General features: G+C 62.4%; 11 protein-coding genes. 9 read left to right on the forward strand and 2 right to left on the reverse strand.

Features of this window, described 5'->3' with window-relative positions; genetic code table 11:
- Positions 1 to 30: 30 nt before the first annotated feature.
- Positions 31 to 1668: a long-chain-fatty-acid--CoA ligase gene (locus tag ACO2Q2_RS09890; protein WP_423255600.1), complete on the reverse strand. Its 1638-nt coding sequence runs from the start codon at positions 1666 to 1668 to the stop codon at positions 31 to 33.
- Positions 1669 to 2142: 474 nt separating this feature from the next.
- On the opposite strand from ACO2Q2_RS09890, the gene ACO2Q2_RS09895 reads away from it, so the two are divergent.
- Positions 2143 to 3285, forward strand: a complete 1143-nt coding sequence (locus ACO2Q2_RS09895; RefSeq protein WP_423255601.1) for a CaiB/BaiF CoA transferase family protein — start codon at positions 2143 to 2145, stop codon at positions 3283 to 3285.
- 71 nt (positions 3286 to 3356) lie between these two features.
- Positions 3357 to 4505 carry an acyl-CoA dehydrogenase family protein gene (locus tag ACO2Q2_RS09900; RefSeq protein WP_423255602.1) on the forward strand — a complete coding sequence of 383 codons (1149 nt, stop codon included), beginning with the start codon at positions 3357 to 3359 and terminating at the stop codon, positions 4503 to 4505.
- Positions 4506 to 4572: 67 nt separating this feature from the next.
- Here the strand turns inward: ACO2Q2_RS09900 and ACO2Q2_RS09905 are convergent, their stop codons facing one another.
- Complete coding sequence (locus tag ACO2Q2_RS09905) at positions 4573 to 7452, reverse strand: LuxR C-terminal-related transcriptional regulator (RefSeq protein WP_423255603.1); 2880 nt, start codon at positions 7450 to 7452, stop codon at positions 4573 to 4575.
- Between the two features lie 435 nt (positions 7453 to 7887).
- Here ACO2Q2_RS09905 and ACO2Q2_RS09910 point away from each other — a divergent pair, with 435 nt between their 5' ends.
- From ACO2Q2_RS09910 to ACO2Q2_RS09940, 7 genes are all read left to right on the forward strand, one after another.
- Complete coding sequence (locus ACO2Q2_RS09910) at positions 7888 to 10620, forward strand: LuxR C-terminal-related transcriptional regulator (RefSeq protein ID WP_423255604.1); 2733 nt, start codon at positions 7888 to 7890, stop codon at positions 10618 to 10620.
- Between the two features lie 296 nt (positions 10621 to 10916).
- Positions 10917 to 12113: an alkane 1-monooxygenase gene (locus ACO2Q2_RS09915; protein WP_423255605.1), complete on the forward strand. Its 1197-nt coding sequence runs from the start codon at positions 10917 to 10919 to the stop codon at positions 12111 to 12113.
- An 89-nt stretch (positions 12114 to 12202) separates the two neighbouring features.
- Complete coding sequence (locus ACO2Q2_RS09920; protein WP_423255606.1) at positions 12203 to 12388, forward strand: rubredoxin; 186 nt, start codon at positions 12203 to 12205, stop codon at positions 12386 to 12388.
- A gap of 64 nt (positions 12389 to 12452) precedes the next feature.
- On the forward strand, positions 12453 to 12635 hold the full coding sequence (locus ACO2Q2_RS09925) for a rubredoxin (RefSeq protein WP_423255607.1): 183 nt from the start codon (positions 12453 to 12455) through the stop codon (positions 12633 to 12635).
- 3 nt (positions 12636 to 12638) lie between these two features.
- Entirely contained in the window at positions 12639 to 13799 is a 1161-nt protein-coding gene (locus ACO2Q2_RS09930) for an FAD-dependent oxidoreductase (protein WP_423255608.1), read from the forward strand.
- Between the two features lie 273 nt (positions 13800 to 14072).
- Positions 14073 to 14495 carry a PaaI family thioesterase gene (locus ACO2Q2_RS09935; protein WP_423255609.1) on the forward strand — a complete coding sequence of 141 codons (423 nt, stop codon included), beginning with the start codon at positions 14073 to 14075 and terminating at the stop codon, positions 14493 to 14495.
- 112 nt (positions 14496 to 14607) lie between these two features.
- Positions 14608 to 16056 (forward strand): aldehyde dehydrogenase family protein, encoded by a 1449-nt coding sequence (locus ACO2Q2_RS09940; protein WP_423255610.1) that lies wholly within the window; start codon positions 14608 to 14610, stop codon positions 16054 to 16056.
- The last annotated feature ends 9 nt before the right edge of the window (positions 16057 to 16065 follow it).

Here is a 16065-nt window from a genome sequence, read left to right on the forward strand (position 1 = left end):
ACAAGGCATGGATCTGATCGATCTGATCCCTCAGGTTCCCAGTTGGTGATTCTTGTATTGCTCCCGCAATTTGGTCTTGAGCAGCTTGCCGGTAGCGGTGTGCGGAAGCGTCTCGACGAACACCACGTCGTCCGGCAGCCACCACTTGGCGACACGCGACTCCATGAACGCCAGCAGCTCTTCGCGTGTCACCGGCTTGCCGACCGAGCTGCGAACGGCCAGCAGCAGCGGTCGCTCCTGCCACTTGGGGTGGGTGACGCCAATGACGGCCGCCTCGGCGACGCCTGGGTGCGACACCGCGGTGTTTTCCAGATCAATCGACGAGATCCATTCGCCGCCGGACTTGATCACGTCCTTGGAGCGGTCGACCAGCTGCATGTAGCCATCCGGGTCGATCGTGGCTATATCGCCTGTGGGCATGTAGCCCTCGGCATCCAGTATTTCGCTCTTGCCCTTGTAGTAGCCGCTGGCGATCCACGGGCCTCGCACCATCAGGTTGCCGGAAGTTGTGCCGTCCCATGGAAGCGACTGCCCCGCGTCGTCGACGATCTTCAGTTCCACACCCCACACTCCCCGGCCCTGCTTCATCTTCAACGCCAGCTGAGCAGCTGGCGGAAGCGCCGCATGGTGAGGAAGCAAATTGAAATTCGATACGCCCAGAGGGCTGGTTTCGGTCATGCCCCACAACTGCACTGCACGAGCACCCAAGTCCCGATCAAAGCGCTCGATGACGGCTGCCGGCAACGCCGAGCCGCCGACCGCAATGCCTTCCAGCCGGAGCCCGCGGCGGTCTATTTCCGGATGTTCATCCAGGTACTGCAGGAACATGAGCCATACCGTGGGTACACCCACGGAAAAAGTAACGCCCTCGTCGCGCATCAATGTGTACAGGTTCTCCGCATCCATGCGGGGGCCGGGGAGCACCAGCTTGGCTCCCGCCAATGCAGTCGCATAAGGCGCCCCCCAACCGTTGGCATGGAACATGGGCACGACCAGCAGCAGGCTGGTCTGGGCGCCGAATGCCATGCCGTCCCTGGTGCAGACCATCATCGAGTGCAGCACCGTGGATCGATGCGAATAAAGCACCCCTTTGGGATTGCCGGTGGTGCCCGAGGTGTAGCACAGCGAGGACGCGGTGCGCTCATCGAACACCGGCCACTCGAAGTCGTCGCTTTGTGCGGCCAGCAGGTCCTCGTAGCAAAGAAGGTTGGGCACATCGATCGCCGGCATGTGGTCGCGGTCGGTGAGGGCTACGTAGTGGGTGACCGTTTTCAGTGTGGGAGCGAGCTTCGCGACCATGTCGCTGAAGGTGATGTCGAAGAACAACACCCTGTCTTCGGCGTGATTGATGATGTACGTGATCTGCTCTGCAAACAGGCGAGGATTGACGGTGTGCAATATGGCGCCGCTACCGGAGATCCCGTAGTAAAGCTCCAGGTGGCGCCAGGTATTCCACGCCAGGGTGGCGGTGCGGTCCGACGGGCCAACCCCCAGACCCGGCAAGGCATTGGCGATCCGCCTGGCCCTGCGCCTGACCTCGCTGTAATTGGTGCTATGCAGCGGGCCTTCCGCGCTGCGTGAGACGATTTCCGTGTGCGGATGGAACGTCGCCGCGTAGTCGATCAGCGACGAAATCAGCAAAGGCCTGTCTTGCATCAATCCGAGCATGAATGGAGTTCCTGCAATATCTGGGGCGTACCTGAGGGCGGGGCAAGCCTGTAACCCCTCGCATCCGGATCCGTCGCCCGACAAACCGCGCCGGGAGCATGGCGTTAGACCTCGCTTCACGTCGATCGGACGCGGAAACGACGTTTTTCTGACAGGACGGAATCTGCGCCGGATCCGGAGCGCTTGCATCGTCGGAAACGACGATATTGGTCGGGTGCTGCGGGCTGTGGCCGCCATCTGGTGGCGTGTCCCAGCGAGCAGCAGCCCACCTGCGGCGCCTATGCATCTGCGGTCAGCGCGTCGGCGCACACAACTGCTGCGGTCACGCCGTGGACAGGGGTTGCAACGCCTGGAAGTTCGTCGCTTTGGACGATGACCCGTCGCCCGAACCGCTTTCATAATCGCCATGCGTCTGCCTTCCGCTGACTTGGCGACTGGGCTGGGCAGGAAGTGCGAGCAAGATGAGGATGCGCCATGGCCGGTCCGTTGCAGGGTTTGAAGGTGGTCGAAATGGTCGGCCTTGGCCCTGCGCCGTTCTGCGCCATGCTGCTGGCCGACATGGGAGCGGAAGTCATCCGCATCGACCGGCCAACCGGCAAAGCCTCCGCGATCGATCAGCCCATGCGCACCGACGTGACGGCGCGCGGACGCCGATCGGTGGCCATCGACCTCAAGGCGCCAGGCGCCAGCGAGGCAGTGCTGCAACTCATTGACCAGGCCGACGTATTGATCGAGGGCTTCCGTCCCGGCGTAATGGAGCAACTGGGTTTGGGGCCTGAGATCTGTCTTGCGCGGCGCCCTGCTCTCGTATACGGCCGCATGACCGGCTGGGGGCAGTATGGCCCGCTGGCCAAGGCCGCGGGCCATGACATCAACTACATCGCCATCAGCGGCGCGCTGCACGCGGTCGGTCGTCAGGGCCAACCGCCCGCCGTGCCGCTGAACTACGTCGGCGATTTCGGCGGGGGAGCCATGCTGTTGGCCTTCGGGGTGCTGGCCGCCCTGCTCGAAACGCGGCAATCCGGCCAGGGCCAAGTGGTCGATGCCGCCATGACCGACGGCGCGGCGCTGCTTTCCGCGATGATGTATGGATTCAAGGCTGCCGGCCTCTGGAGCAACCGGCGCGGCGAGAACATGCTCGACAGCGGCGCCCATTTCTACGATGTCTACGCATGCGCCGACGGCAAATACATTGCCATCGGCGCCATCGAGCCGCAGTTCTACGCCGAGCTGCTGCGCCGCTGCGGCATCGATGATGAAGCGTCCAAGCCGCAGATGGACCCGCGCCGCTGGCCACAGCTCAAGCAACGCCTGGCAGACGTGTTCATGACCCGCAGCCGCCAGCAATGGTGCGATCTGCTGGAAGGGTCGGACGCCTGTTTTTCGCCGGTGCTGGACTGGGACGAGGCCCCCGCCCATCCCCACAACCTGGCACGTGGAACCTTCATCGATCTGGAGGGTGTCACGCAACCAGCACCAGCCCCGCGTTTCAGCCGCACCCCAGCCGGTACCCCGACGCCTCCCTCAGCCAGGGGCGCCGACAGCGTCGAGGTTCTGCGCGACTGGGGCGTGTCCGCGGAACTGGTGAAACAGTTGCAGGATGCCGGGGCGCTGTAACGTACCTGGCACAACCCTTCGTCCCGAACAATTTCGTCCCGAAACAGCTCTTTCTCCGGAGATCCACCGTCATGTCGATTGATTTCAGCCCTTCCTGGATGGATGACGATCTTGCCATGTATCGCGCGAGCGTCGCGCGCTTCCTGGTCCAGGAAATGGTTCCGGGCGACGAGGAGGCGCGCAAACGCGGCCATGTGGGGCATGCGCTATGGCACAAGGCCGGCGAGCTGGGCGTGCTCTGCTCGGACATTCCTGAAGCATACGGCGGCGGTGGCGGCGACTTCCGCCATGAAGCCGTAATGGTCGAGGAAATGGGCAAACGCGGCCTCACCGGCATGAGCACCACGGTGCATAGCATCGTCGCCCATTATTTCTACAATCACGGCACCGAGGAGCAGAAGCATCGTTACCTGCCGGCGATGGCCCGCGGCGAGTGTGTGGGTGCCATTGCCATGACCGAACCGGCTGCCGGCTCCGATCTGCAGGGCATTCGCACGCGCGCCCATCGCGCCGGCGACGACTATGTCATCCATGGTTCGAAGACCTTCATTTCCAACGGCTACCTCGCCGGCGTGGTGCTGGTGGTGGCCAAGACCGATCCGTCCCAGGGTGCGCGCGGCATATCCATCTTCATCGTCGACACCAAGGATTGTCCCGGCTTCCGCGTCAGCCGCCTGCTGGACAAGATCGGCCTGAAAGCCCAGGACACCGCCGAACTGTTCTTTGACGACGTGCGGGTGCCGGTCGACAATCTGCTGGGTGGGCGCGAGGGCCAAGGCTTCTTTCAACTGATGTCGGACCTGCCTTACGAACGCACGCTTATCGGCGTGGGCGCTGTCGCCGCGATGGAAGGCGCCTACCAGGCCACGCTGGACTATGTGCGCGAGCGCAAGGCGTTCGGACAGGCGCTGGCGGAGTTCCAGAACACGCGCTTCAAGCTGGCCGAGATCGCCACTCGGGCCAAGGTCGCACGCGCCTTTGTCGACCGCTGCGTCGAGAGCTTTGTCGCCGGTCGCCTGGATACCGTTACCGCGTCGATGGTCAAGTTGTGGACCACGGAAGCGCAATGCCAGGTCGTCGACGAATGCCTTCAGCTGTTCGGCGGCTACGGCTACATGAACGAGTACCTCATCGGACGCATGTATGCCGACGCCCGCATCCAGCGGATCTATGGCGGAGCCAACGAGATCATGAAGGAAGTGATCGCACGGGCGCTCTGACAGAGCGTCGAAAAGCGTCTTTCAACCGCCGGCTGCCACGCCAGGAACGACACCGCCCCGTTCGCGATCAGACGATGCCGATGCGTCGCGCAATCGCCACCGCCTGGGTTCGACTGTGTGCATTGAGCTTGGAGTTGACGTTGCGCAGATGGGTGCGCACCGTGCTGTCCGATACGAACAATTTTCCCGCGATGGCCCGGTTGGAAAAGCCTTCGGACAGCAATTGCAGCACCCGGCTTTCCTTCAAGGTCAACGGCTCGGGCAACGGAACCTGGCCGGGCCGTGCAACAGCGGTGCTATCGGCGACGTCGCCGAAGGCTTCGAGCAGATTGCTGACGTAAGCGACCAGCGTGGGATCGTGTCTGCGCGCATTCGCCATCTGCGCATGGCAAAGCCCGACCAGCACCGCGACCATCGGCCCCTCATCGACGATCAACCGGACATAGCCCTCCGCGCAACTCTCGTGGAGGATATCGCGCATGATCACCTGGGCCTTGCCTGCGTCGCCGCTTCGATAGTGCGCCATGGCCAGCAGCACTCGCAGCTTCAGCGCACGACGATGGCGCGACTCAGCCACGGCACGGTCGATTTCCTGACCAAGGCTCGCACAAGCGGCGCGGGAATCGCCGTACCCCACCTGCCAGCGCAAGCGGCTGAGGACAATGTCCTCCAGTTCGCTGGCCGGTAGCCGAAAACGTTTGATGCGCTGCCAAAGGACTTCGTCACCAGCGCAATCCAGCTCCATCTTCGCTGATGAGCCCTGTCCCTGCATCATGAACAGGCGGCCTCGCTCCAGACGGGCATTGGCCACCACCCGCGGTATCCGCCGGGCATGGCCGCTGTATTCCAGCTCGGTCAGTATGCGCAGCGCCCGATCCATGTCTCCCTGGGCATGGGCGATACGGGCGAGCACAACGTCGCCGAGAATGATGGGGTCCGCCAGGCCAACCTCCTTGACCAGCGGCACATAGCATTGCAGCAGGCGCGATGCCTGAACCAGGTCATTGGCCTCGTACAGCGAACATGCATGCAACACTCCTGCCCATGCGTTGCCGTTGGCGTGGTGACTGAACGACGATGGATGACGCGTAGCTTCCACCGCCAGCCGGAAGCGCACCGCTGCCTGGCGCTGCCGCCCCTCCTGCAGGTCGATGAGCCCGCCAATTGACTCCGAATACATTCCATTGAAGGCGCTTGCCTGCGCATCCAGCGCATCGCGGGAGCCATCCAGAAGCGCCCTCGCCTGTTCACACCGCCCCATGAACAAGCCGATGAGAGCCATGACATTGGCCAACATTGCGTTGGCAAAGGGAGTGCCATTGGTTCGCAGGGAAAGCGCCTCCTCACCGCAGGCATAGGCCTCTTCAAAGCGATCCATCATCAGCAGCAGCGATGGGCGCACTGCACGCACGTGCGCCTGCCATTCGGGAACTTTGCTCTGCAACAGTCCACTGCGACTCAGTGCGTCCATGGCATGGTGCGGCCCGCGACTGAAACACAGGGCCCACACGTAAACCACCTGCAGCGCGGGATAGTCGCCAAGCAGGGAAAACGGTACCGCGTCGAACATGCGCGCCAGCAGGAGCATGCGCCCCTCGTCCAGCAGTCGTGGGGCACGTGCCGACAGCAGTCGCAGCGCGCGCGGGAAATCCCGTCCTTCAATGGCGTGATCGATGGCCGGCACCGGGCGGCCCTGATGTTCGTACCATTCCGAGGCGGCCCGATGCAGGCGCAACACCTCGGTAGGGAACTCCTTCGCCAGACGGGCGCGGAGGAACCCGGCGAACAGACTGTGGTAGCGATAACCCTGCTCATCCCCCTTGATAGGGATCAAAAACAGGTTGTCCTTTTCCAGTTCCGCAAGCAGGCGCTCGCTTTCGACATCGGGCAGCAGTGCACGACACGCGCCGACGCAGACATGCCTAAGGACACTGGTACGCAGCAAGAAGTCGCGCACCTGCGGGGTCTGGCGAGCCAGCACCTCCTCGGCAAGGTAGTCGGCCACGAGACGGTCGGTGCCGGAAAAATGACTGATAAACTGAGAGGGAGCGTCATGCCCGTCCAGTGCCAGCGAAGCCAGCCACAGAGCGGTTACCCAACCCTCGGTCCGGGCGTGGATCTGATCGACATCTTCCGACGACAGGGGCACGCTCAGCTCGCGTTGCAGGAAATGCTCTGTTTCATCCTTCGAAAAGCGCAGTTGATCGACGCCGATCTCCAGCAGATGCCCGCGCGCCCTCAGCCGTCCCAGTCCGAGGTCGGGACGATGGCGCGAGCCGACCACCAGAAGGCCGTGTGGCGGCAAGCGGTTGACCATCTCGCGCACCCAGCCGATCACGGTGGATTCCTGGATGCACTCGAAGTCGTCAATGAACAGTGCAAACGGTGCCGGCTCACCGGCCATGCGGGCGGCAATCGCCAGGGCGCGTTCGCCGACGGGGCGGTCTTCCGCGGTCGCGCCACCCTCTCGCTGTACCCCGGTGATGCCGTCGAGGGCAGCATTGAAACAGTCGAGAAAACGCACCAGGTCGTCGTCCGCACTGTCGAGCGTGAGCCACGCCGTGGCCCTGCCCTGATCCTTGAAATGCGCCATGCACTGGATCATGGCTGTCGTCTTGCCGAAGCCAGCCGATGCCTGGACCAGCAGCAACCTAGTCCCGGCGAAAGCGCTCACGCGGTCAAGAATGCCGGAACGGAGTATCTGTGAACTCAGCGAGGCCGGGGGATTGAGCTTGCTGGCCAGTGCGGCTTGCGAAGTCATCGGTTGTGCTTTCTCGGAAGCTGTCGGATAAGCCAGTGACATCGATAGTAAGGTTGTAGCGCCAATGGCCGGGAAAGTCAGGTTGCAGCGCAATATGGCCCCGCCGCCGATGCCGGCCGCTGACGATGGCGACATTGTGGCTACGTCGCCTTCGCATATCGCCTGCAGACAGGCCAGCGCGTACATTCGGATGACCATCAGCTCGGTGCCGGAGCCGCCCCCGGATGGCCCAAGGCGATGGCGCCGCGGTATTTGTTGGGGTGTGTCGGATCGGCGCCGATGAGCTTGACACGCACCGCCATCGCCGAGGCACAGGGACGAAGGCCTCGTTGACCTCGAACAGTTCAATGTCGTGCATCGGCAGGTGTATATCCGCCCGTCGGCGGCGCGCTTCTGCGTGCGGACCAGCAGCGGCAGGATCCACTGCCTGTGCCGATCCGCCGATGGTTGCAGCACCCAAACCGCCTGGAAGTCAGCATGCATTGCAATACCCCCAGATACTCGGCTGCTGCAGTGCGGCAAGCGCTATCTCCCTCGATAACCTAGAGTCGGCTGTGGACTGTGCACTGTCCGCAGCGCTTCGCGGTCCGGCGCGGTGGCCAGCCTCGGGGTTTTGGCATTATGAAGCATCGCAGAATCATCGCGACCAAGCTCGGTCCGCCACAGACGAGCAGCGCCCTGGTGCAGCGGGAGCGACTCGCGCCGCCACCTGACTGGATGTCTGGCCGTCACCGCTTGGCCATCGTCACCGGCCCAGCCGGTTACGGCAAGACCACGCTGCTATCGGATTGGTATGCCAGGCTCCGCGCGGAAGGCGGGGCGGTTGCCTGGCTGAGCGTCGACCCGGCAGACGAGGATCCGGCGCGCTTTGCCGCCTATCTGGCCCATTGCCTCGGCCGCGCCGTGCCTGGTATCGGTCAGTCGGCGCTGGCGTTACTGGAAAGCGGTGCGCAACCATCCCTGCAGCCGGTGCTGGAGTCCCTGCTCGTCGATCTAACCCAGGCTGCGCGACCCATCAGCCTATTTATCGATGACCTTCATTTGGTGACTGGCCAGGCGCCTTTGGAGATGCTTGGCGGCCTGCTGGCCCATGCTCCGGATCAAGTGGTTTTCGTCATCGGCAGTCGCAGCAAGCCGCGGCTCAACCTGCAAGAGTTGCAGCTTCGAGGCAAGATGATCGACATCACGATGGCTGATTTACGTTTCTCCGCCGGGGAAGCGCAAGAGCTGCTGCATATTTTTTCGGATAGGGATATCGATCCTGTCACGGTGCAGCGACTATGTCAGCACACTGAGGGCTGGCCGGCCGCCCTGCAACTGGCTTCGTTGTCCCTGCGTGGCAACGATGCGATCGAAGCGATGGTCGAGGGGTTCACCGGCAGTGACCGGCAGATATGCGACTACCTCGGCGAGGTTGTGCTTGCCCGGTTGCCGGCGGAGCTTCACGATTTTTTGCTGCAAACCTCGGTGCTCGACCGCCTTTGCGCCGATCTCTGCCGTGCGGTGACCGGCTGCCGGAACAGTCAGGCCATGCTAGAGGATCTGGAAGCGCGCAATCTGTTTCTGATACCACTGGATAGCACGCGCGAGTGGTATCGGTATCACCACCTATTCCAGGATTTCCTGCGGCAGCGGCTGAAAAGCATCGATCTCGATGCGCCGGCCGCGCTGAAGGCGCGTTCGGCGCAGTGGTTCCGGCAGCACGGTCTGGACGAGGAGGCCATCAATGACGCATTGGCCGCCGGGGACTACCAGCACGCCGCGTGCTGGATCGCCGAGTCCGGCGAAGACCTTGTCCAGCGGCGAGGCGCGCACGTTACCTTGCTGAATTGGATGCGGCGGCTGCCTGAACCTTACCTCGCCAAGTGGCCGGCGATCCGCATTCACCGGGCGTGGTCACTGGCTTTCAGCCTCCAGTTTGCGGAGGCTGAGCGCGAACTGGAAACCGTCGAAGCCTATCGCCATAAGCTGCTGAAGGAAGGTTGCAAGGAAGCTGCAAGCGAAGTGGCCGCGATCGACTGCATGGTGCAGTTGCAGCGAACCATCCTGGCCGCGCTGCGCGATCGGGCCGAGGAGAGTCAGCGGCTCAGCGAGGCTTGGCTGCAGTCTTGGCCTGCAGCCGATCCGTTCAAACGCGGAGCGGCGCTGGCTGTGTTGGGCTTCGCCTGCAAGTGTCGCTGCGATTTCGAGCGTGGATGGGAAAGTCTGCGCATGGCACGGCTCATCTTCGACGAGAGCTACGGCTATTACGGCACAGCCTGGGCGATCATGATCATCACCGTCCTGCTCGCCAAACAGGGCCGGCACCGGGAGGCCATGGACGAATGCGCGCGTGGCCTGGCGTTGATAACCCATCAGCTCGGTCCACACGCGCACGCGGTATACATGTTGTCGGCGCTGATGGCAGCGATGCACTATGAGCGCGATGAACTCGCCGAAGCGGAAGCCCACCTCCGCTCGGGTCTTTCCCATGTGCGCGAGCAAAGTACCGTCGATCCGTTGATTGCCGCTTACCAGACCGCAGCTCGACTGGCGTTTCACCAAGGGGAAAACGCACGCGGCGATTCGCTGCTTGTCGAAGGCATCGCGCTGGGGGAACGGCGCCATCTGCCGCGGCTGGTAGCCTCGCTGCAGGCGGAGCTTGCGACCGCACATCTGCGCCGCGGCGAAGTCGCGCAGGCTGCGGATGTCTTGCGCGCGGGCACCCGGCACTGGCGAATGCAGATGGTGCCCGATCATGCCGCCGAGGAGACCAGCCCCTGGGGCTTGGTGCGGGCGCGTATTGACATCGCCAACCACGAGCCTGAACGTGCTCTGATCATTCTGCACAAGCTTCTGTCACGGGCGCATCGGCTTGGGCATCGACGCAAGGAAGTGGAACTGCTGGTGCTCAAGACGATGGCGCGGGAGCAAATGGGTCGTCAGCGCGAAGCGCTGCGTGCGTTGCGGGACGCGCTGGCCATGGCCGCGCCGGCGGGTTATCTGCGCGTGTTTCTGAACGAGGGGGAGTCGCTTCGCTGGCTGGTCAAGATGCTGCTGGAAACAACAGTCGACGACCACGGCTTGGCGCACGACCATCTGCAGCGACTCGCTCACGCTTTTAGGATCGAGGCCACCGGCGGCGGCACAGATGCGGCAGCTGATCCGACGGACGTGCTGGAGCCGTTGACAGCCAAGGAAACGCAGGTGCTGCGTCTGGTCGCTACCGGACGCAGCAATGAGGAAGTGGCCGAATCGATGTTCGTGTCTCAAGGGACGGTGAAATGGCATTTGCATAATGTCTATGCAAAACTTCAAGTGCGCAATCGCACGGCGGCACTTTCGCGCGCGCGAGGCTTGCGGCTGCTCGACTGACGAAATACCGCCCTCTGTGCAAGGCAGCCCGGCGCTCGCCGTGGATGCGGTTCGTCGTCAGGTCACGGGACACCACCCAAAAGCCTGACACGACATGACCTGGCCAGAAGCCGCTCCGGTCACCGCAACCCGTTCACTTCATCGAGTGCGCGCACGGCGCTTCCAGGAATCCCGGGCTCAAGCTACAGAGCTTGGGTGCCTCGCACATGGAAGTGCGAAAACCTATCTTTTGGTAGGCACATCTCCTGCGCGATACCTGATCTGATCAAAGGCATCCCAAGCGGTAGGAGGAAGTGATGAATGTGAATACTCCTTTAGACGGTACCTTGCAGGAGCACAACATCGGTCGAATCGTCAGTTATCACGACAAGAAACGCTATCTGTGGCTGTTGTCGATAGGTTGGTCACTTTTTCCATTGGTCGGTATTTATCTTGCCGACAGAACCGGAATGGCGGTGTTCAATTGGCTGACGCTGATTCTATGGTATGTCATCGTCCCGGCATTGGACCTGATGTTTGGAAATGACACCAGCAATCCACCGGAGGATGCGGTTCCGGCTCTCGAAGAGGATCGTTATTACCGATGGCTCGTCTATCTCATGGTGCCATGGCATTACATCACCTTCCTGGTCGGTGCGTGGTATGTTGGCACTCATGACTTGAGCTGGGTCAGCATGCTCGGGCTCGCCCTCTCGGTGGGCATCATCAATGGCCTGGCCATTAACACCGGCCACGAGCTGGGACACAAGAAACCCGCGATAGAACGCCGACTGGCCAAGATCGTGCTTGCTGTGGTGGGTTATGGACATTTCTACATCGAACATAACAAGGGCCACCACAAGCATGTAGCAACGCCGGAAGATCCGGCCAGTGCGCGCTTCGGCGAAAGCATCTATCAATTCGTGCTGCGCGAAATCCCCGGCGCTTGGCGGCGGGCTTGGGTGACGGAGCGGGAGCGCCTCGCCCTTCAAGGAAGGGGACCTTGGACATGGGAAAACGAAGTGTTGCAGCCACTGCTCATCACCATACCGATGTACGCGGCGCTCATCATTCTTTTCGGCGCCGCGATCATTCCCTATCTGCTCATGCAAGCCGTGTTCGGCTGGTGGCAGCTGACCAGTGCCAACTACATCGAGCACTATGGCCTGCTGCGTCAGAAGCTGCCCGATGGCCGCTATGAGCGCTGCCAGCCATGGCACTCATGGAACAGCAACCACATCATGTCCAATCTGATCCTGTTCCATTTGCAGCGTCACTCCGATCATCACGCGTATCCAACCCGTCGCTACCAGGCACTGCGCGACTTCCCACAGCTTCCCAGCCTCCCCAGCGGCTATCCGGCAATGTTTGCCATTGCCTTGGTGCCACCTCTGTGGCGGGCATTGATGGATCGGCGTGTATTGGCGCTCTATGGCAACGACATCAGCAAGGTCAATCTCACGCTTCGTCCCCGAAAGCGCTCCCGCATCCTGCACAAGCTCTCCGCCAAGTGAGGAAAGCAGGGTTACATGAGACCGGCCAACCGAGGCATCTCGGCTGACCGCTGGTTGACACACCTATGAGCGATGGGAGGCGATGTATCATGAGCCGTTATCAATGCCCCAGTTGCGGCTACGTCTATGACGAACGGATCGGCGATCCGCACGAAGGACTGGCGCCCGGTACCCCATGGAGCCAGGTTCCCGAAAACTGGGCATGCCCGGATTGCGCGGTCGAAGACAAGGTGAATTTCATCGCCGTGCGGGAAAACGAGCCGTTGTCGTTCTAATGGTTTCTCTCCAGCAAGCTCGTAGGCGCGCAACAATTTGCCGGCGCACCGCTCAAGGAAGTCCATGAATCGCTGCTTGGTAAAATGGCGTTGCGTTGTGTGTGGGTTTGAATACGATGAAGAAAAAGGCATGCCTGAAGAGGGCATCGCTCCCGGCAAGGCTTGGGAAGACATTCCCGATGATTGGATTTGTCCGGACTGCGGTGCACCGAAATCCGATTTTGAAATGATTCAGGCAGGGATTTGATCCATGCAACCCTTGACCATCATTGGCACGGGTCTGGCCGGATATGGCGTGACACGCGAACTGCGCAAACTCGATCCGGATCTGCCCATCCGCCTGATCACTGCCGAACCGGGGGCTTCCTATTACAAGCCCAATCTTTCCAAATCGTTTGGTGCCGGTCAGTCTGCTGTCGATTTGACCTTGGCTTCAGCGGAGAAAATGGCTGCCCAGCTGAACGTGGAGATTCTTACTGAAACCCGCGTGTCGGTTATCCGGCCGCAGCAGTGTGCGCTAACACTCGATAATCGCGAGCTCGCCTACAGTCGTTTGGTGCTGGCCTGCGGAGCCGATGCGGTGATTCCGCGTATCGACGGCGCCAGCGCACTTTCCGTGGTCCACAGCCTGGAGGACTACACGCGTGTCCGCGAGGCATTGCTGGAGCAGCGCGAGGTCGTTGTGATCGGCGCGGGACTGATTGGCTGCGAATTCGCCAACGACCTGGCCGCCGCGGGCTACTCGGTCACGGTGGTGGACGTGGAGGCGTGGCCGTTGGCACGTCTGGCGCCACGCGCTGTCGGCAAAGCGCTTATGGCGGCATTGTCCGCCTTGAATGTGAGATGGGCGCTGGAATCAGGGGTGGTTGCCGTGGAAAGCCTGGGCGACCGGCATCGGGTCCACCTTGTGGATGGGACAATCCTGCCTGCTGGATTGGTGCTGTGCGCCATTGGTCAGCGCCCGCGCACCGCGCTCGCTGCCGCTGCCGGGCTGGCTGTCGGTGCCGGCATTCAGGTAGACAGCTACCTTGGCACCAGCGATTCGCGCATCTACGCGTTAGGCGATTGCGCCGAGATCGATGGCCAGGTGCACCCGTTCGTTGTGCCCATCGCCCATTCGGCCAAGGCCTTGGCGCGGACGCTGGCTGGAACATCTACGGCGGTGGCCTTTCCGGCGATGCCCATTGTGCTGAAGACACCCGCCTGCCCGGTCGTGTTGCTGCCTCCGGCGGTCGCGGGTGTTGTCGGCCACTGGTCGGTTACGGGCGAAGGGATCGATCTGGTGGCTCGCTACCATGACGAACACGGGCGGCTGCTGGCCTTTGCGCTGACGGGGCACGCCGTGGCGAACCGGGTTGCGTTGGTACAGGAATGGAATGCCGCGCGCGAACGCGTGGGGGTACCTTCATGACGACACTCTCTGCGAGTTCATCTCAGGGCTGCGCATCAACTGTCCAGCGAAATCACCCACGAGGTCTCGGAGCGACCCTTCTGGGCAGAGTTCAGTCGCCCCGGCTACCCGATAACCGTCCAGGCAGCGCATGCGGGCAGTCCTATGGGACAAATCGACCCGCGTGGAATCTCGTCGCATCCGACGAGGCTAGCCGCGGTGCATGGGAGGATAATGAAGCCAGTGCGGCGATCCGGCCGCCCCGCCCATCATCCAACGGACCCGGACTCAGCGATGACAAACGCCGTCTCCAGACACGCATTGCAACAATTCCTGACGGCGGAATTTCCCCAGATCGACATGACCGTGGAAACCGTGGAGGACGACGCGGTCTTGATCCGTCAGGCCATCGATCATCAGCACCTGCGTCCGGGGCGGACGGTGTCCGGCCCCACGATGATGGCGGTTGCGGATTGCGCGGCCTATGTCGCCCTGCTGGCACGCATAGGCATCGTGCCATTGGCGGTCACCACCAGCCTCAACATCCATTTCCTGAACAAACCCAGCCCGGACCGGGCGATATGCGCGAAAGCCACTCTGCTGAAACTCGGCCAGCGCCTGGCGGTATCCGAGGTCGCCATCCATTCCGAAGGAACCCCCGGGCTGGTGGCCCACGCGGTGGTCACTTATGCCATTCCCGCACAACGACGGCGGTGAATCTGCGCATGGACCAGCGCAACGGGCGCTCGACACCGGATAGGCACAGCCCGGTGCTGGCGCAGGCCGCCCGGCAAGCGGCACGAACGGGCTTATCACTTGGAGAAGCATCATGCTGATCGACGCTGCAACGCTCGTTACCCTGGAACAGCCGGCGCACGAACCCGAGCGCGAGGTGTTCCAACGCCAACGACGTTTCGCGCCCCGCCTGCGCCAGACCAGCGCAAGCGAGCGCCTGGCCAAGCTGGACAAGCTCAAGAAGGTGCTGGAAGCCCGGCGCGGGGATATCCAGAAAGCGGCGGCGGCGGATTTCGGCAAGCCCACCGCCGAAGTGGAACTCAGCGAGATCTTTCCGGTGCTGCATGAGATCAACCACGCCAGGCGGCAGCTCAAGCGGTGGATGAAGCCGGTTACCGTGCGCCCAACTCTGGCGATGCTGGGCACGCAGGCCCAGGTGCACTACGAACCCAAGGGCGTCTGCCTGATCATCTCGCCCTGGAACTACCCCTTCAACCTGAGCTTCGGGCCGCTGGTGTCCGCCATCGCCGCCGGCAACACCGCGATCATCAAGCCGTCGGAAATGACCCCGCATTGCTCGCGGCTGATCGGCGCGATGATCGCCGAGATATATCCACCCGAGGAGGTGGCGGTATTCGAAGGCAAGGCCGACGTCGCCGAGCGGCTGCTGGCCCTGCCCTTCGACCATGTGTTCTTCACCGGCAGCCCGGCGGTTGGCCGGATCGTGATGGGTGCCGCAGCCAGGCATCTGGCCTCGGTCACGCTGGAGCTCGGCGGCAAGTCGCCGACGCTGGTCGACGAGACGGCCGACCTGGACAGGGCCGCGCGCAACATCGTCTGGGGCAAGTTCACCAACAATGGCCAGACCTGCATCGCCCCGGATCATGTGTATGTACACGCGAGCGTGTGCGATCGTTTCGTGGACAAGGTTCGGCAGTACATCGCGCAAATGTATGGCGACACCCCGGAGGCGCAACGCAACAATCCCGACTATTGCCGCATCGTCAACGATCGGCACTTCCAGCGCCTCACGGCGCTGCTTGACGACGCCGTCGGGCACGGTGCCCGGGTCGTGACCGGCGGCATGACGGAGGCCACAACCCGATTCATCGCGCCGACCGTGCTGGTCGATGTGCCGCACCAAGCGCAGATCATGCAGGAGGAAATCTTCGGCCCGCTGCTTCCCGTGCTGTCCTACACCGATCTTGAGCAGATGCTGGCGGACATCAATGCGCGGCCCAAGCCGCTGGCGCTGTATGTGTTCAGCAAGAACAAGGCGCGGATCGCGCAGGTGGAAACCAGGGTTTCGGCCGGCGGCAGCTGCGTCAATCAGTGCGTGGTGCATTTCCTGCACGGCAACCTGCCGTTCGGCGGGGTCAACAACAGCGGGATCGGCAGTGCGCACGGTCTGTACGGTTTCAAGGCCTTTTCGCACGAGCGCGCGGTGTTGGTGGATCGCTTCAGCATCACCCACATGCTGTTTCCACCGTACACCAAATTGGTGAAAAAGCTGATTGCCCTCACCTCACGCTATTTCGCCTGAAAGCCGGGG

The organism is Dyella sp. KRB-257 (assembly GCF_049445995.1).
Classification (GTDB): Bacteria; Pseudomonadota; Gammaproteobacteria; order Xanthomonadales; family Rhodanobacteraceae; genus Dyella_A.